The following is an 18,671-nucleotide window of genomic DNA, read 5'->3' as shown; positions in this document are numbered from 1 at the left end:
TGGGGATTGGGGATTGGGGATTGGGGATTGGGGATTGGGGATTGGGGATTGGGGATTGGGGAATTTACTTTTGACCTAATACCCGATCCGCGATACCTGATACCCAATTCCTATTTCAGACTTAATGCAACCTTACGAGCGAGTTCAACCATGCGGTTGACGTAACCCCACTCGTTGTCATACCAAGCCAGAATTTTGACTTGTGTTTCGTCTACAACCATTGTGGAAAGGGCATCAATGATGGAAGAACGAGGGTCGTCTTTATAGTCGATGGAGACTAAAGGACGTTCTTCATAGCCCAGGATGCCTTGCAGTGGTGCTTGTTCAGATGCAGCTTTGAGGAGTGCGTTAATTTCTTCGACTGTGGTGGGTCGGGTAACTTCAAACACACAGTCTGTGAGGGAAGCGTTGAGCAGTGGTACTCGTACGGCGATACCGTTGAGTTTACCTTTGAGTTCTGGGTAAATTAAGGCGATCGCTGTTGCTGATCCTGTAGTGGTGGGAATCAGTGATAAACTGGTAGCCCGTGCGCGCCGTAAATCTTTGTGGGGTGCATCGACTAGGGTTTGAGTATTCGTATTGTCATGGATGGTGGTAATAATGCCATGTTTAATCCCCAAGCCTTCGTGAATAACTTTCACTACTGGGGCTAAACAGTTGGTTGTACAAGAAGCAGCTGTTAAAAGGTGATGCTTTTCCGGCTCGTATAAATAATCATTTACACCCATGACAATATTTAAGGCTGATTCCTTCACAGGCGCAGCCACAATTACCTTCTGCACCCCACGTTTGAAATAAGGGTCGAGGGTTGCAGGAGTCCGAAATTTGCCAGAACATTCTAGGACTAAATCAACACCAAAGTCTTCCCAGGGTACATCTTCCGGCTTGCCATACTCACTAAAGCTCAGGGGTGTACCATTAATGAGAATGCGATCGCCCTCTGCTTCTACTTCTGGTGTCCAGCGTCCGTGAACAGAATCAAACTTGAGCAAGTGGGCTGCTGCAATTGCACCACCTTTTATTTCATTAATATGCACAAATTCTAGTTCCGGCCAACCCCATGCAGCCCGCAAAGCCAACCGCCCCATCCTACCAAATCCGTTGATACCAACACGAATTTTCATGAGTTTTCCTATTGTTATTTGTCATTAGTCATTGGTCATTAGTCCATAGTCAAAAACAATAACTATTGACCATTGACCATTGACTATGGACTGTTGACTATTAAAATTGCTTTTGCTTGCGTAATAATTCACTAAGCGTTAAATCAAACTGGGATTTACCAGCAAATACTGTTCCTGCTTTACCTTGATTTAAGTGAACATAATCAATTTGGTAAGCTTCACTTGATAAGGGTACATAACCAACAGCACTGGCAGTTTTCGGGGCTTGTTTAATGTAGAAATCTACAAACTGATAAACTGCACTTTTATGTTTGGCTGACCAAGGATTGACGTAGATAAATAAGGGTCGAGAAAGAGGTTGATATTTGGATTTTTCTACTGTTTCTCGTGATGGTGTAATTGCACCTTTACCATTATCAACTGCTAATACTTTTAAGCTTTTTTGGTTTTCTTCATAATAGGCATAGCCAAAATAACCCAAGGCGTTCGGGTCTTTACTAATACCTGCTACTAAAACTTCATCATCTTCGCTAGCTGTATAGTCGTTACGGCTGGCTTTCGCCTTACCTGTGATAGCTTCTGTAAAGTAGTCAAATGTCCCAGACTGTTTACCAGCACCGTATAAATTCAATGGTCTATCTGGCCAAGATGCGCGTACTTGGTTCCAACGGGTGATTTTCCCTTCCGCCCCAGGTTCCCAAATCTTTTTCAGTTCGGCAACTGTAATATCTTTTGCCCAATCATTTTGGGGATTCACAGCGATAGTTAAGGCATCAAAAGCTACAGGTAATTCTATATACCTGATGCCGTTGCGGTTACAATCTGCCATCTCTGCTTGCGTAATCGGTCGAGAGGCATTATTTATATCTGCTTTCCCCGCACAAAATTTGGTAAAACCGCCACCAGTACCGGAAATACTCACTTGAACTTGGAGATTATTTTTGGAGTTTGCTTGAAACTCTTGAGCGATCGCCTGGGTAATCGGATAAACTGTACTTGAACCGTCAACTGTCACACTCGCTACGTTTGTTGAGTTAGCAACCTCTGTGACTTTCGCTGAATCCTGAGTTTGAGCCGAGTTATTAGATGTAGCTGTGCAACCACTGACGACAGCAAAAATCCCCAGCGTGAGAGCCAATTTCTCTGCTGTTGTTTTCATTTACCCCACCTTTATGGTGATATTTAGGTATGTCTATATCATTTCAAAAAAAATTGATATGTCAACCAAGGTGGGGCTACTGTACATAAAAATTCATCAAAAAAAGTTGATGTATCAGTAAAGGTTATTAATTAGGGGATTGGGGATTGGGGATTGGGGATTGGGGATTGGGGATTGGGGACTGGGGATTAGGGGTATAAATGTTTGAAACCCCTAATCCCTTAAACCCTTACACCCTTAAACCCTTACACCCCTACACCCTTACACCCCTATACCCTTACACCCCTATACCCCTACACCCAGTCTCAACAGAAAATCTGGGTGCGTAAGTCCTATATCATTTCTATTTCCCAAAACCTTTACCCCGGCTGGTAGAAGGAAGACAGACGCAGTTTTCTAATTGAGTGAGTAAAGTTTCACGGTCTAAATTTTGACCAATCAATACTAATTGGTTTTTAGGTGCGCCTTTCCATTCCTCATCATCTAAAGTAAAGCGTTTACCACATAGGTGGAAAATGTGACGCTTGGGACTTTCATCAAACCACATAATCCCCTTGGCTCGGAAAATATTTGTGGGAAGTTGGTTATCTAGAAAGTATTGAAACTTGCGAATTGAAAATGGTTGATCACTTTGGAAAGATATTGAGGTGAAACCATCGTTTTCTAAATGGTCGGAGTGGTGATGATGGTGTTCGTGGTCGTGGTGGTCGTGACCGCAAGTTGAATGATCATGCTCATGGTCATGATGATCATGCTCACAAGCTGAATGATCATGGTCATGGTCATGGTCGTGATGGTCGTGACTATGGTCATCGGCTGTATCATAATACTTATCCGACTCAAATAGACCCACACTTAAGATTAAGGGGAGGGGAACTTGCGATCGCTTCGTTCTTAAAATCCTCGCACCTTCTTTAACTTCATTGATTTTTCTTTCCAAATCATTCAAGCTGGCTTCATCAACCAAATCTGTCTTGTTCAACAGAATTACATCACCGTAGGCAATTTGGCTGTAAGCTGCTTGTGAGTTAAATAAATCTAAACTGTAATTGGCTGCATCCACTACAGTAATAATCGAATCCAATCGGGTTAAATCCCGCAGTTCTGTACCCAAAAATGTTAGGGCTACTGGTAAGGGATCAGCTAGTCCAGTTGTTTCCACAACTAAATAATCTAGCTTTTCTTCCCTTTCTAAAACCTTGTATACAGCATCTACTAAATCATTATTAATAGTGCAGCAAATACAACCGTTACTCAGTTCCACCATATTCTCATCGGTGGAAACGATTAACTCGTTGTCAATGCCGATTTCTCCAAATTCATTGACCAAAACGGCAGTTTTTAAATTCTGTTGATTGCTGAGAATATGATTGAGTAAAGTTGTCTTGCCACTACCGAGAAATCCAGTAATAATCGTGACTGGCATTCCTTGTTTGGGAGCATCCATTGGTTGAGAATTATCGGTGACTGCTGATTGCATAGCAATATGGGCGCAAAATTAGAAGATACGACAGGACTTTCAGGGCAGCTTGTTTCGAGCGGAATGGCAAAATGGTAGCGGAGATAGTCCAGAAAACACTAGCATAGGGATGCTGGAATATTTGTCCAGCTGCTTTATCCTATTATTGCCTATCTCTTCCAAGTTACCGTGTTATGACCCTAACGATTTACAATACCCTCACCCGCCGTCAAGAACCTTTGGAAACTGTAGAGCCAGGTAAGGTTAAGATGTATTGCTGCGGTGTGACAGTCTATGATTATTGCCATTTGGGTCATGCACGTTCCTATATAGTTTGGGATACGATTCGGCGTTATTTGATTTGGCGTGGTTTTGAAGTTAAATACATCCAAAATTTTACCGATATTGACGATAAGATTCTTAACCGTGCCAAAGAACAAGGTTCAACAATGGTCGAGGTGTCGAACCGCTTTATCGATGCCTATTTTGCAGATATCCGCCGTTTAAATGTCCTGGATGCGGATGAATATCCCCGTGTGACTGAGCATATTCCCGAAATTCATCAATTAATCCAAATTCTGGAGGAAAAAGGCCTAGCTTACGCCGTTGCTGGAGATGTCTATTATCGTGTAGAACGCTTTCCCAGTTATGGCAAACTCTCTGGCCGAGAGTTGGAACAAATGCAGGCTGGTGCTAGTGGTCGTGTAGATGGGGAAGATTCAGAACCTAAAAAACAACATCCCTTTGATTTTGCCTTGTGGAAGGCAGCAAAACCAGGGGAACCAGCATGGGATTCCCCTTGGGGGCCAGGTCGTCCGGGATGGCATATTGAATGCTCGGCGATGATTCGTTCTAAGCTAGGGGCAACAATTGATATTCATGGTGGTGGTGGAGATTTAATTTTTCCCCACCATGAAAATGAAATTGCTCAGTCTGAAGCAGCCATGAATCAGCCATTGGCGCGTTATTGGACACACAATGGTATGGTGATGGTGAATGGTCAAAAAATGTCGAAATCTCTGGGTAATTTCATCACCATTCGAGAATTATTAGATGGGGTGGGTACCTGGAAAGGCGACCCAGTAAACCCAATGGCTGTAAGATTGTTTGTCTTGCAGGCACATTATCGCAAGCCTCTAGATTTTACAGAAGAAGCGATCGCCAACGCCGAAAATAGCTGGAAAACCCTGAAGGAAGGTTTACTCTTTGGCTATCAGTACGGTGAAAAACTCGGTTGGGGTCAAGAATCCGCAATTATCCCTGAACTCACCACCCGCTTTCAAGAATTAGGCGATGATGACTTTAATTTCTCTGGTGGGTTGGCGGTACTGTTTGAATTAGCCAAAGAACTCCGCCGCGAGGGTAATATCCTCGTCCATGAAGGAACCACCAAAACCCCCAGCGATGAACTCCAACGCCAATGGAATACCCTTGTCACCTTAGGTAAAGTCTTGGGTTTAGAAGCAACACCAGATGATGAAACCCTGACACAAGCAGGTCTGAGTGATACAGATATTGAAGCCCTAATTGAGCAAAGACAAGCAGCCAGAAAAAACAAGAACTTTAGCGAAAGCGATCGCATCCGTAATGAACTACAAGCACAAGGTGTAACCTTAATTGATAGCCCCCAAGGTACTCGTTGGCATAGGAATTGAATTATGTGGTCTGAACTTACACAAGCGATCGCTAGTTTTAAAATACCTGCCGATTGGATCGGTATTAGGGTAGTAAAGGAAACTGCTGCTAACCATTATGTCCGTGATGGTTTACCCCAAAGTAACGGTAAATCAACCACAGTGGGAGCCATGTTAGAAGTTTTGGTGAATGGTTCCTTGGGTTATGCGGCTACCAACTCCCTAGAATTACCATCCTTACAAGCGGCGGCTGAAATCGCCTATAAACAAGCACTAGCAGCCAGTCAGTGGGGCATATATCCCTTCCGTGAAACTGAACGCCCCAAGGTTGTGGGTGAATATAACTCACCATTTTTAGAACCATTGGATGCTCTCAGTCCTGGGGAAATTAATGATTTGTTGGTGCGAATTTGCCACACCTTAAAAGTGGACGAAAAAATTGTCCAAACTACCGCCAGCGCCTCCACCAGTGAAAAACAGAGTTGGTTTGTCAGCAGCAACGGTTCTGAGGTATATCAAAAATTCTTGTCCATAGGTACTCATTATGGCGCGATCGCTCAAGATGGGGCGATCGTTCAACAACGTAGCAATAACGGCTGGCAAGCACACTGTTACCAAGGTGGACTAGAACTGTTAAAACAAGATCACCTATGGCAAAGAGTACAGCAAATAGGCGAACAAGCCATAGAACTCTTAACCGCCGAAGAATGTCCAAGCACCCGCACCCATTTGGTTTTAGCCCCAGACCAAATGATGTTACAAATTCATGAAAGTGTAGGACATCCCTTAGAAATTGACAGAATTTTAGGCGATGAGCGCAACTACGCCGGTGGTAGCTTTGTCAACACCAGTGACTTTGGCAAACTAGTCTACGGTTCGCCATTAATGAATATCACTTTTGACCCCACCGTTGCCGGTGAATATGCCAGCTATGGATTTGATGATACAGGTGTAGTCGCCACAAGGGAATATGTCATCAAAGAAGGTGTACTAAAAAGGGGTTTAGGCAGTTTAGAAAGCCAAGCCAGAGCAAAAGTTCCAGGGGTAGCCTGCGCCCGCGCTTCCTCATGGAATCGACCACCAATTGACCGCATGGCAAACTTAAACTTAGAACCAGGAAACGTCTCCTTTGATGAGATGATCAGTGATATAGAACATGGCGTTTATATGGAATCTAATCGTTCCTGGTCAATAGACGATCGCCGTTATAAATTTCAGTTTGGCTGTGAATATGCCAAACTCATTGAACATGGTAAGCTAACCAAAACCCTTCGTAATCCTAACTATCGAGCCACAACACCAGAATTTTGGCACAGTCTAGTAAAAATCAGCGACGATGCTAACTGGCAAATGTACGGCACACCTTTCTGTGGTAAAGGCGAACCCAATCAATCTATTTGGGTAGGACATGGTTCACCTGTTTGTGTATTTGCTGATGTAGAAGTTTTTGGGGGAGGGTAATGAAAAGCAGGGGAGCAGGGGAGCAGGGAGCAGGGGTAAAATCACTCTACTTGTGGGGGAGGTTTCAACCAACGCTTAAAAGGGGAAACGAAGCTTTCACGCCACAAGGGATGAGGTTTGTACCTATAGTTTCCCCTACCCCCTGCCTCTAATCAATCAGTTCAAAATACCCTACGGGAAGCTAAAGCTACAAAATTCAAAATTTCATGTTGCCCTCTATTCCTTTTTGATATCCATGAAAATTGAGGAAGTATCTACTTTAGAATTTAGTTTTAATCAACTATTAGAAACTCTCCTAGTTAAAAAATTAGAAAATGAACAATTCACTGTGAAACTTAGCAGTGAACGTAGTCAATTTACTCGCTTTAATCAAGCCAAAGTCCGCCAAACTGGTTTTGTGGCTGATGGTTGGATTGAACTAACTTTGATGACAGACCAGCGCAGCAGTTTTCGTCAGTTTCCTTTTACTGGAAATTGGGAGAAAGACTGGCAATCAGCATATCAAGCTTTACAAGAACTCCGGGGTGAATTGCCTTTATTACCAGTTGATCCTTATCTAGTTTTACCATCAGGAAATAATACTAGTCGGGAAACGCATATAGGTAATATATTGCCAGCAGAAGCAGTAGTAACAAATGTATTAGAACAAGTTAGGGAGTTAGACTTTACTGGTATCTATGCCGGGGGTTTAGTTATCAGAGCCTATGGCGATTCTAGTGGACAAAAACATTGGTTTGCTACTGATTCCTTTACTTTAGATTATTCTTTGTTTATTAGTTCTGGGCAAGCAGTTAAAGGTACATTTGCTGGGAGTAATTGGGATCAAGAAGCTTATTCTGTCAAAATTAGTGAAGGGAAACAGCAATTAAAACTGCTAGCAAATCGAGCTAAAGAAGTACCGAAAGGACAATACAAAACTTATTTTGCCCCGGCGGCTGTTGCTGATTTATTAAGTATGCTTTCTTGGGGTGCAGTCAGTGAAGCAGATATCCAACAAGGTAATAGTGCATTAGCTATTCTCTCACGCCAAGATAAACAACTTTCCCCTAAATTTAGTTTGCGAGAAAACTTCCAACTGGGTTTAGTACCGCGATTTAACCAACTGGGAGAAATGGCTGCACCAGAATTATCAATAATTGACAAAGGAATTTTAGTCAATACCTTAGTTAATTCGCGGACTGCTAAAGAATATCAAAAAATTGCCAACGGTGCGAACAGTTCGGAAACCTTACGTGCGCCAGAGGTGATACCAGGGAATTTAACTTATGAACAAATTCTCCCCAGTTTAGATACAGGCTTATATGTATCCAATTTGCATTACTTGAACTGGAGCGATCGCCCCACAGGTAGAATTACAGGTATGACCCGTTACGCCTGTTTTTGGATAGAAAACGGTGAGATTGTCGCCCCCATTGAAAACTTACGCTTTGATGAAAGCCTGTATTGCTTTTGGGGAGAAAATTTAATAGACTTTACCAACATTCAAGAATTCATTCCTGAAGTAGGAACCTACGAGAGTCGTCAACTAGGAGGTAGTCTGGTTCCTGGGATGCTGGTCAATGATTTTACTTACACCTTGTAGCCATATTCATCTATCAAACTGAATCACTATATTTAGGCTGTTGTAACCATTGCCTATATGTGATCATTTGTTTTAAATAGACGGCTCTTATGGTGGTAATAAGCTAATAGACGATATCAATTTACAATCAATTAGTTTGTATTAATCTTGTATGAAACTTGCTTAAATTGTTCTTTGGTAATAGAGTTTATCCCTTGTACTTGGGAAGAATGAGAGGAACGACGTGTCGTAATACCTACTCAATATTCAACCTATTGTCATGCTAACTCCACTTTCAAAAAAAACGGCGATTTCGTTACCCGATCAACCACTCCAGCAAGAAAATATTAACCTGAAACTGATTGTAGAAGGGATTGCATCTCAGGTTGGTGAAGCCTTCTTCCAAGCTTGCGCTCATTACTTGGCTGAGGTACTCCAAATTCAGTATGCTTTGATTGCAGAGTTTATTGATGATGAACAGCCACGAGCTAGAGTTTTGGCATTTTGGAAAGGAGAGGAATTTGGCCCCAATTTTGAATACGATCTGGCTGGAACTCCTTGCGGGGTTCTTTATCAAGAAGGTCTTCAGATTTACCCCGATTGTATCCAAAAAAAGTTTCCTGATGACCTAGATTTAGTTAACTTAAATGCGGAAAGCTATCTAGGCGTTCCAATTTTAGATCCTCAGGGTAAACCTCTTGGACATATTGCTGGCTTACATATTAAACCATTAGAACGCAGTTACGAAGAACAAGAGGCTATTTTAAAAATATTTGCTGCTCGATCCGCAGCAGAGATTGAGCGCCAATTGGCAGAAACAGCACTTAAACAGCAAAATATTCACTTAGAACAAACTCTCAAAGAGCTACATAAAACCCAAATACAACTAATTCAGGCAGAAAGAATGTCTAGTTTAGGACATCTTGTCGCAGGTATTGCTCATGAGATAAATAATCCCATTGGATTCATTTATAGCAACATTACCCATACTAGAGAATTTATAAATATTCTTTTAGAACTGATTGTGGCATATCAATCAGAATATCCTAATCCTTCTATCTCCCTGCAACAGAAAATTAAAGAAGCCGACATAGAATTTTTACAAAAAGATGTTGCTAAAATGCTTAAGTCTATGGAAACGGGAAGCGATCGCATTCGGGATATCGTCCTGAGTTTACGAAATTTCTCTCGTCTTGATGAATCAAGCAAAAAATCAATTGATCTGCATGAAGGGATAGAAAGTACTTTGCTAATTCTGCAACATCGACTGCAAGCTAATGAGCTTTTACCAAAGATTCAAATAATTAAAAAATACCAGCCACTTCCTAAAGTCAATTGCCATGCTAGCCAGATAAATCAGGTATTTATGAACATTTTGAGTAATGCAATTGATGCCTTACAGTCTGCCTCTAATACAATTACTCAGCCAAGAATTGAAATTAAAACAGAAGTAATTTTTCCAGAAAATACAGTCAGAATTTCTATTAGTGATAATGGAATTGGTATAGATGAAATATCAATATCCCACATTTTCGATCCTTTTTTCACCACTAAACCCGTTGGATCTGGCACTGGTTTAGGACTTTCTATCGCCTATCAAATTGTAGTTGAGCAGCATCGCGGAAAATTAAACTGTATTTCTACTCCAGGACAGGACACGAAATTTGAAATAGAAATACCTATTTAAAGGAAATAAGATTCAGCGACTAGGTAGAACAGGGTAAATAATTAAAGTTTTGTAGTATACTCTTGCGCTTAAGCTAGTCACTGCCAATATTATATAGAGTTTTACGCGCAACTTTTTTTCTCGACACGCTATGCCGAATGCAGAGAGAACTTTAGTTCTCAAAAAAGGACTAAAGTCCTTACTACAAAACTAATCCTAGTGTTTTTACATTACTTAATATAGGTTTTTCAAGTCGTTCTACTTACTAGACAACATCAAAGATAAGAAAAGAAAAACAGAGCTGTGGGCTACGGCGAGGGCTGGCTAATCGCCCGTTTGATAGTTTCTGCTGGCATAATTGTCTTTATAGCCTTTTTTATCCTAGTGAAGTATAAACGACAATAATTAAGCGCAGATGGACACAGATAGACGCGGATAAATTTGTACCTCAGCAGACTAGGAAACGCTATATTGCATTGAGGGTTAAGTTAAATTGCAGCTTAAATTACAATTTTGCCAAACTGATTAGCTAATTTTTATAATGTATATTGTGTGAGAATATTGTTTGATAAATTTGCGAAAAAATTAGTCTTTTGGGTACAAGATATACAAAATAATATTGAGGAATTAGGCTATCTTCATATCTCTTACCTCAATCTTATTTCCTAAATCAGGTTCATAATTATATGAAGATAAATTCAAAATCTAGATTTATTGATTGAGGTAAAATCGACTTGTCTTGTGGTTACAAATGGAGTCTATAAGCAATAAATAAGCCTCTTGAGGCGCATCTGTTTCACTAAAATTGTGTGTGTTGCTATATAATATTGGCAAATTTAGTACATCCTTTTACAGTAAATTAGTCAAAAACACTATGAATCAGCAAGTACAAGTTATTAAACTCAGTGGAATTATCAATACAGCAAATTCACAGGAACTGCGAGAAGAGATTACCCATCTCCTGAATAGCGGCACAAAAATTGTTTTAGTTGATTGTCAGGATGTGATTTTTATGGATAGTTCCGCCTTGGGAGCTTTAGTGTTAGCTTTTAAAACATTGAGAGCAGCAGGGACAAAATTATTTCTCTGTTCGATTAATGAACAGGTAAGAATATTATTTGAGTTGACTGGTATGGACAAGGTATTTGAAATATTTAATAATCAAGATGAATTTAATGAAATTATACTGGCGAATAGTTAGTCAAACTTAACTTGTAGGATTGATAAATCATCTTCAAACGTATCTTTGGGATTCAAAGCGGTCAGGCAATTTAAGACTTGATCAAGTTGATAATCATCATTATGATGTACGCTAGCGAGTATCTGAATGAAAGCATCTAAACTCCAAATTTTGCCATCTGATTTAGTAATTTCATAAGCGCCATCACTGAAGATATACAAACTGCTCAATTTTTCGACATTGCAATAAGCATCAACATATTGTGCTTCTGGAAACATACCAACGGGCATTCCTGGGGTTCTTAAAATTTGCACTTCCGTACTAGCTGGTGATGTTCCAGATATCAAAATTGCAGGTGGATGACCAGCGCTAGCATAAGTTAGCTGTCGTTTGATGCGGTGATAAACACCATACCAGATAGTGAAGTATTTATCATTTTGATAATTCATCTGGAAGGTTTCATTAAGATTTTTCAGTACATCGCTGGGTTGATAATAATTGAGATTTTTCAGGGCGCGAGAACGCAGTAAATTAAGAACAGAAATTGAGGGGAGAGCAGCTTTTAATCCATGTCCGGCTGTATCTAGTAGATATAATGCCAAGCAATCGTCATCCAGCCAGTAATAGTCAAAACAATCACCACCGAGTTGACGAGAGGGGATGAATCGAGAATTGATGCTGATGGGTTCATTTAGAGGTTCTGGTAGAAGCGATCGCACATATTCGGCGGCTTCTGCTAGTTCTTCTTCTAATAGCAGCTTTTGAGTCCGCAAATCTCGACTTAATTGATGCAGTCGCAATCCGGCTCTCACCCTTGCTTGCAGTTCATTTTGCTCAATCGGCTTGGTGATAAAATCATCAGCACCAGCATCTAAACCTTTAACGCGATCGGCTACAGAGTCTAAAGAGGTGAGCAAGATAAAAAATGTAGTGGATAGATTCGGATTTGTCTTGATGCGATGGCAAACCTCCAAACCATTTAAGCCAGGCATGATCCAATCACAAATAATTAGTGCTGGGCGACTAGTTAATGCTTGAGTAATTCCTTCTTCACCATTACTCGCAGTAACTATTTGATAACCCTGTTTTTGTAAAATTCTTTTTAGTAATGTTTGAATTGATATATCATCATCAATTATTAAAATTTGAAACATAGTCAATAGTCATTGGTCATTGGTTATTGGTCATTGGTCGTGAGAGATATACTATAGTATTCCCTCCTCCCTTTTGCCTCCTACGGTGGTGAAAGAGGATTTAACCACAAGAGGATGGCACGATTTAGCTGATTTAAGTCACGATAGACTTCTTGTTTGAACCACTGCCCTAACGCATCAAAGGGGGTGAATGATGACCCTGTTTGCCATTTGACATCTTGACCTAAGGGTGTAGTGTGTGTTCCTGGTAAAGTCTGGGCTGTCACCATTTCTGGAAAGCGTGTTTGTAAGATTTTGGTTAAAGCGGCTGATTGATCCAGGTTATCGTTATTAAATTTGATTAATAAGTTGCGCCGGATATTGTAACTTTCCTGCACGAGTTTGTTTGTTTCCAAAGGCGAGGGAGTAAATTCGATCGCCAAAGTAGTATTGAACTGTTCCACTAAGGGTATAGCATCCTTAGCGGCATAGTTGTTGAAAGAGATTAAAATATTACCCGCCCGTTCCACAGGGAAAAGACTGCCAATAAGTAAATGGAGTTTACACCCCATGCTATGTCCGATTCCGTAGGTAGGTAAGTAGAGCTTGCGTAATGCCCCAGAATCATGCAATCTTTCTATTGTGCGTTCAAAGTTTAATAGCACAGAGTCGGCGATCGCAATATGATCCAAAGTATTTACAAAAGGCGTGGCAATCACTACATACCCTTTATTACCCAACTGTTCTAGTAGCCAACGATATGTCAGATGGGGTGCTGTGGCAACAAACGCACCTCCCAAGAAATGAATGATCCCGACTGGATTACGGGGGACAAGCACCCAGTTACCTCTAATTTCTTTCCAATCCATCCCTGTAGGCGATCGCTTAATTTACACTTCTTTATGTTAGACCCTGGATTAGTCATTTTCCAACCAGAACCCCATTCAGCAATTACCACAACAAGAATAGGAATAAGCTGTTACGCATTTAAATTGTATATTTCGCACTCAGGTTGTCAAAAGTCCACCCTCCGGGTGACGCTCCTAACGTCGCTACCGCTACGCTAACGGCAGTTCGCAATCGACGGGAACCGCCAAGACTGCGACTGCCTCACAGTCCACAGTTCAAGCTAGCCTTTGACTCTTGACTATGGACAGCCCTGACGCAAGAATATTTGTTCTAGTGCGTATCACCTTATTTCTCTCAATCACTTCCAATACTGCTTGGATAAAACAATCTCAAGACTTTTGTCACATTTTATAGATTAGATTGACTTTGTAAGCTTTTCATTTCATATTGCACATCTAAAGCAATTTGTAATGCTTCATTGAGTAACCTGCCATGCTCAGTGGCTTGTTCTGTCACTTGCATTGCGGTTAAAGTGGCTAAATTATTAGTAAACAATTCTGTATTACTGAGAATAAAATTCTGATTTTCTCTTAATATTCTTTCTGTTTTTAATGCTCTAATTAAATCGGTTCTTGTCAGTTTCAGGGCATCGATAACTTTTTCTCTTTCCTTGATGCTTACTCCTGTATTCCCTGCATCTTCTATCTGGTCATTAATATCTATAGCTTTAATCACTGCATTGTATCTATCAACATCATTTAAGAGTATTTCTAGAGAATTTGTCAGATTTTTTCTCAGGATTTTTTGCTGGTTACGCCACCAGTAATATAAAAAAGTCTGTGTACTGACAACACCTAAAAAACTGAAAATTATTAATAATAACCAGGATGGCATCTCTATCCATGCGGCAAATACTTTGATAAAAATATCAAATATTAAGTATGCAAAAATAAATACAGAAAAACTCAGGAAAACTACTGTAGCTCCTTCAGAGCCTTTAATCTGAGTTATAATTTTTCTACAAATCTTTTTAAAAATGTTCCTGATAGTAATTAGTTCTGATTTCACAGGTAAGTTAGTCAAATTTTCTAGTTCTCTATGACTAATCTCCAAATCTTGTAAATCATTACGCACAGCTTTCCCCAGGTTGAACAAAATAGTTATTTAGTACAATATAACAACCTATTTTCAGGATGTCTGAGGTTGCTGTAATTTTGTCTCAAAATTTTTATATTATTAATAACTAAGCTAAATAAAAAAGTAAATACCGATGAAGCAAGTTCCACAGACCTTGTATGAAAGTAGTCTTTCCCCACTCCCCACTTTCAAGCCAGAAGTGATGAGTCGGGTGGTGTGTTGGCTCTCCTCAACCGCAGGAGAAGTACGGCAAGGGACGGAATTGGCGCGTTCATACCACATATTTCCAGCCACTCAACAATGGCTAGAGTTAGGGTATTTGGCGATCGCCGATGTGGTAGTCTTACCCTACGTGGCCTTAGCTGGCGATGGCGAAATTCACCTAACTAGCGGCTTAGGAGGAGATAATGACACGTAAATTTGGTGAAATTGCCTTCACTCCAGAAGTACAAGCAGCCCAAGAAGAGCGCGGCTCACGGCAGACCTATGATCGCTATATTGCCAATGGCCCTGCTAATGACACCATCACCCCCAACATTGCCAAATTCATCTCTCAACTGGAAGGGTTTTACCTGGGAACCGTCAGTTCCAATGGCTACCCCTACATCCAGTTTCGCGGGGGGTCACCTGGTTTCCTCAAGGTGCTGGATGAAAAGACGCTAGGCTTTGCTGATTTTTCGGGTAATTTGCAGTACATTACCGTCGGTAATTTATCCAGTAATGACAAAGCATTTCTGTTTTTGATGGATTATCGTCATCGCCAACGCATCAAGATTTGGGGTAGAGCCGAATACATTGAAGGCGAATCTAGTTTACTAGAGCAAGTAAGAGTTGCCGATTATCCCGCACAGGTGGAACGGGCGATTCTATTTCATGTCGAAGCCACAAGCGAGAATTGTCCCCAACACATTCCCCTCCGCTATTCCGAAAGAGAAGTTAAAGCAATGATGGCACCTTTAGAAAATCGGATTGCCGAATTGGAACAGCAGTTAAGTGAGCAAAATTCTTCTTCAAAGACTGGAAAGCAACAGCCAAGTAGAGACTGAAAAGCATTTTCATCTTTGGTGGTGCAACTTGTTTCATCGGGACTGACCTTTTAAATCGGATCTATTCGGTTACGAACTGTTGTAAATTGTGGATTATAACAATTAAATTTAAATCCACTCATGACATCTATCACCCCCTCAATTCAATTTTTCGCAGGTATTTTTGAAGAATTAAGTAATGTTAGTTTGCGGCGAGAAGTCCGTACTGGCAAACGCATCGTTATGATGAAGTTTAATCAACTGCAAGCGATAGAAGGATTCAACAGCTTTACTAAACAATCCTTGAATTCTCTATTGTTAACCGATGAAGAAGGGGAAATTAGCGTCACCCCTTCCGCTACAAGATTTATTTTTGGGGGTGATGAAGGTGATGAATTACAAGGAGTAGAGTGCAAATTTGAAGTTGAGCGTGATGATCATTGGGAACGGTTCATGCGCTTTATGAACCGTTACGCCGAGGCTAATGATATGGAATATGGAGAACGTTAGGTTGAGATATTTGTGAAAACAGCCTTGGTTTGCAAGTTTCCTGTAGATTCATCTGCTCATGAAGCGCTTTCCTTAAATAGCATCCATAAACTGCTTTACTTTGTCAAAGATTGTCTGATCTGAGATTTTTTCAGCTAGTGTTTGAGCATTGCGATAACACAATAGAGCTAACTTTTTGCGTTTTGTGGTGACGTATAGGTTACCCATATTCAACAAAGTCGAAATTTCTCCAAGAGAATCTTCTAGTTGTTGATAAATAACAAGTGCTTGTTTGTAGAATTTCAGTGCTTTGCGATGACTGCTCAATTTAGAGTAGGTAAAGCCAATGTTGTTGAGAGTAGTGGCTTCCCCTGGAAGATCGTTCATGGACTGGCGTGTTAACAAAACTTGATGGTAGAGTAACAGGGCTTGTTTGGGTTGTCCTAAGTCTAAATAGATCGAGGCGATGTTGTTCAGAGTTATGGCTTCACCCGCTAAGTTCTTGACTGCTTTTTGAATAGGTAATGCTTGTTGAAGATAGTCTAGTGCTTTCCCAAACTCACCTAAAACACTATAGGCGAATCCAATGCCATTGAGTGTGGTGGCTTCACCAGAAAGGTCTCCTAACAAACGCCGCATTGCTAAAATTTGATTTTGCAGCAAGAGCGATCGCTTGGGTTTACCCGATCTGATGTAAATTAGCGCCATATCATTGAGGGTGGAAACTTCACCCTGAGTATCTTGTAACTCTCTGAATATTTGCGCGGCTTTCTCAAAATACTCTAAGGCCTGGGAAAGTTTGCCGAGACGACTGCAAGTAGAACCTAGATTGCTTAAAGCCGTGGCTTCTGCTTGGATATTACCAATCTCTACAGCTACAGCCAAGGCCTGATGGAAACAATCTAATGCTTTTTGCGGTTGCCAACACCCAAGATATGCTAGACCAATATCGTTCAATGTATGACCTTCTCTAGCTCGGTCTGGAATTGCTCTAGCTAGTTGTAAATTTTCCGTTACCAAGTCAAGATATTCTGAAAATTTCCCCTGTTTGTAGTAAATATTAGCTTCGTTACGGCGTTCTTCCCAAACTTTGACTCGATTGCAAGATTGCGTCATTTGACCTCAGTTGTACTGCATATAGATTGGCAGGTTACTCTTGAGCAGATAGAACCTTCCTCAGGTTGCCCAACTTTAAGTTAACCTTTATTTTCTACCTTTAGATACAAGACGTAAAGAGATCAAGATGGTATGGTATCGGGATTATTAAAGCAATAATAAGATATCGAGCGAGCAAAGTATATCTTTATTAGCAAATATGTTCTATTTTTAAACCTGCATCTAGCTCAAGTAGTGAAGATATTTGATAACAATAAGCCGCCGATTCCAGTAGATGAACACAGACTTTTATCAGCGTTCATTGGTGTGTATCGGCGGTGATTATTTCCGCTATTTTTGCCAGCAGTATGTGATTTAAGCTGTCACAGTTGCTAATGCTTTTTCCAATAATTTTAAGGCGGTGTTGATTTCTGCCTCTGTGACAATTAATGGTGGTACAAAACGGACAACCTTTGGCCCGGCTGGTACTAACAATAAGCCTTCGTTGATGGCAGCTTTGACGACATCAGCAGCAGTTAATTGAATATCTGCGGCTAATTCCAAACCGTTAATTAAACCCCAACCGCGAACTTCTGTAAGATGATGGGGATATTTAGCAGCGATCGCTCTTAACCCACTCCTTAACTGTTCTCCTCTATCTTCCACGTTCTGTAAAATATTCTCCCTTTCCAAGGTTTGGCACACAGCCAACGCTACACCACAGGCAAAGGGATTACCGCCAAAAGTGCTGGCGTGTTCTCCTGGTTGGAAGACATCGCAGAATTTCTTACTCATCATTGCCCCAATGGGGATACCACCACCCAAACCTTTGGCGCTGGTGAAAATATCTGGTTCTACACCCAGATATTCATAACCCCACAATTTACCACTGCGTCCCATACCAACTTGCACTTCGTCAAAAATCAACAAAATGCCGGTGTCATCACAAATTTGCCGCAGCTTTTGGAAGTATTCCACATCACCAGGACGAACACCGCCTTCCCCTTGTAATGGTTCGATGAGAATTGCCGCTACTCGGTAATCTCCCTCATCTAACTCACTAATAGCTGCTTCTACCGCACTGATATCGTTGTAATTTACATAGTGAAATCCGGGTACCAGGGGATCAAAATATTTCTGATACTTTGCTTGCCCAGTAGCGGTAATAGTTGCCAACGTCCGTCCGTGGAAACTGGCATTGGCGGTGAGAATAATAGGCTTTTCTATGTCTAAAACTGTGTGGGCATATTTACGAGCCAGTTTAATAGCGGCTTCGTTGGCTTCAGCACCAGAATTACAGAAAAATACCCGATCAGCGCAGGAGTGTTGAATAATCCATTGGGCTAATTCACCTTGTTCGGGAATGTAGTACAAATTAGATACATGGTGCAGCTTTTGGATTTGGCGCGTTACGGCTTCTACCATAGCTGGGTGGGCGTGTCCTAGTGTACAAGTGGCAATCCCCGCCACAAAGTCTAGGTATTCTCTGCCCTGGGTATCCCATACTCGGCAACCTGCACCCCGTTCTAAGGCGAGGGGAAAGCGTCCGTATGTGGACATAACAGATGCGTCAAAGCTATCTGTACTAAAGGGGCTAGATGCAGCAGAACCTGACTCTGGGGGGTTCGTGGCTTGCTCAATGAGAGTTTGTAGGCTCACTAACGCTCCTCCTGCGGATTTTTGATTGTATACTTACCTA

16 protein-coding genes are annotated in these 18,671 nt (G+C 41.1%); 8 read left to right on the top strand and 8 right to left on the bottom strand.

What is annotated here, in order from left to right; all coding sequences use genetic code 11:
- Positions 1-110: 110 nt before the first annotated feature.
- The 3 genes from ACM5QX_RS10140 to ACM5QX_RS10130 all read right to left on the bottom strand — a co-directional run bounded on the left by ACM5QX_RS10140 (position 111) and on the right by ACM5QX_RS10130 (position 3,763).
- Complete coding sequence (locus tag ACM5QX_RS10140; protein ID WP_414753406.1) at positions 111-1,124, bottom strand: ArsJ-associated glyceraldehyde-3-phosphate dehydrogenase; 1,014 nt, start codon at positions 1,122-1,124, stop codon at positions 111-113.
- 100 nt (positions 1,125-1,224) lie between these two features.
- Positions 1,225-2,283: a PstS family phosphate ABC transporter substrate-binding protein gene (locus ACM5QX_RS10135; RefSeq protein ID WP_414753404.1), complete on the bottom strand. Its 1,059-nt coding sequence runs from the start codon at positions 2,281-2,283 to the stop codon at positions 1,225-1,227.
- Positions 2,284-2,626: 343 nt separating this feature from the next.
- Positions 2,627-3,763 (bottom strand): CobW family GTP-binding protein, encoded by a 1,137-nt coding sequence (locus ACM5QX_RS10130; protein ID WP_414753403.1) that lies wholly within the window; start codon positions 3,761-3,763, stop codon positions 2,627-2,629.
- Positions 3,764-3,936: 173 nt separating this feature from the next.
- On the opposite strand from ACM5QX_RS10130, the gene cysS reads away from it, so the two are divergent.
- From cysS to ACM5QX_RS10105, 5 genes are all read left to right on the top strand, one after another.
- Positions 3,937-5,397, top strand: coding sequence for a cysteine--tRNA ligase (gene cysS, locus ACM5QX_RS10125; RefSeq protein WP_414753402.1), 1,461 nt, complete (start codon positions 3,937-3,939; stop codon positions 5,395-5,397).
- Positions 5,398-5,400: 3 nt separating this feature from the next.
- The gene (locus ACM5QX_RS10120; RefSeq protein WP_414753401.1) at positions 5,401-6,837 is read left to right on the top strand and encodes a TldD/PmbA family protein; all 1,437 of its coding nucleotides are present in this window, start codon (positions 5,401-5,403) and stop codon (positions 6,835-6,837) included.
- A 235-nt stretch (positions 6,838-7,072) separates the two neighbouring features.
- Entirely contained in the window at positions 7,073-8,419 is a 1,347-nt protein-coding gene (locus tag ACM5QX_RS10115) for a TldD/PmbA family protein (protein WP_414753400.1), read from the top strand.
- A 259-nt stretch (positions 8,420-8,678) separates the two neighbouring features.
- Positions 8,679-10,085: a sensor histidine kinase gene (locus ACM5QX_RS10110; RefSeq protein ID WP_414753399.1), complete on the top strand. Its 1,407-nt coding sequence runs from the start codon at positions 8,679-8,681 to the stop codon at positions 10,083-10,085.
- An 853-nt stretch (positions 10,086-10,938) separates the two neighbouring features.
- On the top strand, positions 10,939-11,265 hold the full coding sequence (locus ACM5QX_RS10105) for an STAS domain-containing protein (RefSeq protein ID WP_414753398.1): 327 nt from the start codon (positions 10,939-10,941) through the stop codon (positions 11,263-11,265).
- Here ACM5QX_RS10105 and ACM5QX_RS10100 read toward each other — a convergent pair.
- The 3 genes from ACM5QX_RS10100 to ACM5QX_RS10090 form a co-directional block, all read right to left on the bottom strand.
- On the bottom strand, positions 11,262-12,398 hold the full coding sequence (locus ACM5QX_RS10100) for a SpoIIE family protein phosphatase (RefSeq protein ID WP_414753397.1): 1,137 nt from the start codon (positions 12,396-12,398) through the stop codon (positions 11,262-11,264). The genes ACM5QX_RS10105 and ACM5QX_RS10100 overlap by 4 nt on opposite strands.
- An 80-nt stretch (positions 12,399-12,478) precedes the next feature.
- Positions 12,479-13,246 (bottom strand): DUF1350 family protein, encoded by a 768-nt coding sequence (locus tag ACM5QX_RS10095; RefSeq protein ID WP_414753396.1) that lies wholly within the window; start codon positions 13,244-13,246, stop codon positions 12,479-12,481.
- Positions 13,247-13,634: 388 nt separating this feature from the next.
- Positions 13,635-14,360 carry a hypothetical protein gene (locus ACM5QX_RS10090; RefSeq protein ID WP_414753395.1) on the bottom strand — a complete coding sequence of 242 codons (726 nt, stop codon included), beginning with the start codon at positions 14,358-14,360 and terminating at the stop codon, positions 13,635-13,637.
- Between the two features lie 136 nt (positions 14,361-14,496).
- On the opposite strand from ACM5QX_RS10090, the gene ACM5QX_RS10085 reads away from it, so the two are divergent.
- The 3 genes from ACM5QX_RS10085 (at position 14,497) to psb28 (ending at position 15,898) form a co-directional block, all read left to right on the top strand.
- Positions 14,497-14,781 (top strand): hypothetical protein, encoded by a 285-nt coding sequence (locus ACM5QX_RS10085; RefSeq protein WP_414753394.1) that lies wholly within the window; start codon positions 14,497-14,499, stop codon positions 14,779-14,781.
- Positions 14,771-15,409 carry a pyridoxamine 5'-phosphate oxidase family protein gene (locus tag ACM5QX_RS10080; RefSeq protein WP_414753393.1) on the top strand — a complete coding sequence of 213 codons (639 nt, stop codon included), beginning with the start codon at positions 14,771-14,773 and terminating at the stop codon, positions 15,407-15,409. Before ACM5QX_RS10085 ends, ACM5QX_RS10080 begins: the two co-directional genes overlap by 11 nt.
- A 120-nt stretch (positions 15,410-15,529) precedes the next feature.
- Positions 15,530-15,898 (top strand): photosystem II reaction center protein Psb28, encoded by a 369-nt coding sequence (gene psb28 / locus ACM5QX_RS10075; RefSeq protein WP_010995256.1) that lies wholly within the window; start codon positions 15,530-15,532, stop codon positions 15,896-15,898.
- Positions 15,899-15,970: 72 nt separating this feature from the next.
- On the opposite strand, the gene ACM5QX_RS10070 is transcribed toward psb28, so the two are convergent.
- Positions 15,971-16,993 carry a tetratricopeptide repeat protein gene (locus tag ACM5QX_RS10070; RefSeq protein WP_414753392.1) on the bottom strand — a complete coding sequence of 341 codons (1,023 nt, stop codon included), beginning with the start codon at positions 16,991-16,993 and terminating at the stop codon, positions 15,971-15,973.
- Between the two features lie 354 nt (positions 16,994-17,347).
- The gene (locus ACM5QX_RS10065; RefSeq protein WP_414753391.1) at positions 17,348-18,631 is read right to left on the bottom strand and encodes an aspartate aminotransferase family protein; all 1,284 of its coding nucleotides are present in this window, start codon (positions 18,629-18,631) and stop codon (positions 17,348-17,350) included.
- Positions 18,632-18,671: the final 40 nt, after the last annotated feature.

Source organism: Anabaena sp. CCY 9910, assembly GCF_963920875.1.
GTDB lineage: Bacteria > Cyanobacteriota > Cyanobacteriia > Cyanobacteriales > Nostocaceae > Trichormus > Trichormus variabilis.
Note: the sequence above shows the minus strand (reverse complement) of the source record. Positions and strands in the feature narration are given on the sequence as shown.

Excerpts from the sequence above, each read along its gene's own strand:
- ACM5QX_RS10110 (WP_414753399.1), top strand. The coding sequence starts at position 8,679 with ATGCTAACTCCACTTTCAAAAAAAACGGCGATTTCGTTACCCGATCAA.
- ACM5QX_RS10105 (WP_414753398.1), top strand. The coding sequence starts at position 10,939 with ATGAATCAGCAAGTACAAGTTATTAAACTCAGTGGAATTATCAATACA.
- ACM5QX_RS10140 (WP_414753406.1), bottom strand. The coding sequence starts at position 1,124 with ATGAAAATTCGTGTTGGTATCAACGGATTTGGTAGGATGGGGCGGTTG.
- ACM5QX_RS10085 (WP_414753394.1), top strand. The coding sequence starts at position 14,497 with ATGAAGCAAGTTCCACAGACCTTGTATGAAAGTAGTCTTTCCCCACTC.
- ACM5QX_RS10115 (WP_414753400.1), top strand. The coding sequence starts at position 7,073 with ATGAAAATTGAGGAAGTATCTACTTTAGAATTTAGTTTTAATCAACTA.
- ACM5QX_RS10070 (WP_414753392.1), bottom strand. The coding sequence starts at position 16,993 with ATGACGCAATCTTGCAATCGAGTCAAAGTTTGGGAAGAACGCCGTAAC.
- ACM5QX_RS10100 (WP_414753397.1), bottom strand. The coding sequence starts at position 12,398 with ATGTTTCAAATTTTAATAATTGATGATGATATATCAATTCAAACATTA.
- cysS (WP_414753402.1), top strand. The coding sequence starts at position 3,937 with ATGACCCTAACGATTTACAATACCCTCACCCGCCGTCAAGAACCTTTG.
- ACM5QX_RS10095 (WP_414753396.1), bottom strand. The coding sequence starts at position 13,246 with ATGGATTGGAAAGAAATTAGAGGTAACTGGGTGCTTGTCCCCCGTAAT.
- ACM5QX_RS10080 (WP_414753393.1), top strand. The coding sequence starts at position 14,771 with ATGACACGTAAATTTGGTGAAATTGCCTTCACTCCAGAAGTACAAGCA.
- ACM5QX_RS10135 (WP_414753404.1), bottom strand. The coding sequence starts at position 2,283 with ATGAAAACAACAGCAGAGAAATTGGCTCTCACGCTGGGGATTTTTGCT.
- ACM5QX_RS10120 (WP_414753401.1), top strand. The coding sequence starts at position 5,401 with ATGTGGTCTGAACTTACACAAGCGATCGCTAGTTTTAAAATACCTGCC.
- ACM5QX_RS10130 (WP_414753403.1), bottom strand. The coding sequence starts at position 3,763 with ATGCAATCAGCAGTCACCGATAATTCTCAACCAATGGATGCTCCCAAA.
- psb28 (WP_010995256.1), top strand. The coding sequence starts at position 15,530 with ATGACATCTATCACCCCCTCAATTCAATTTTTCGCAGGTATTTTTGAA.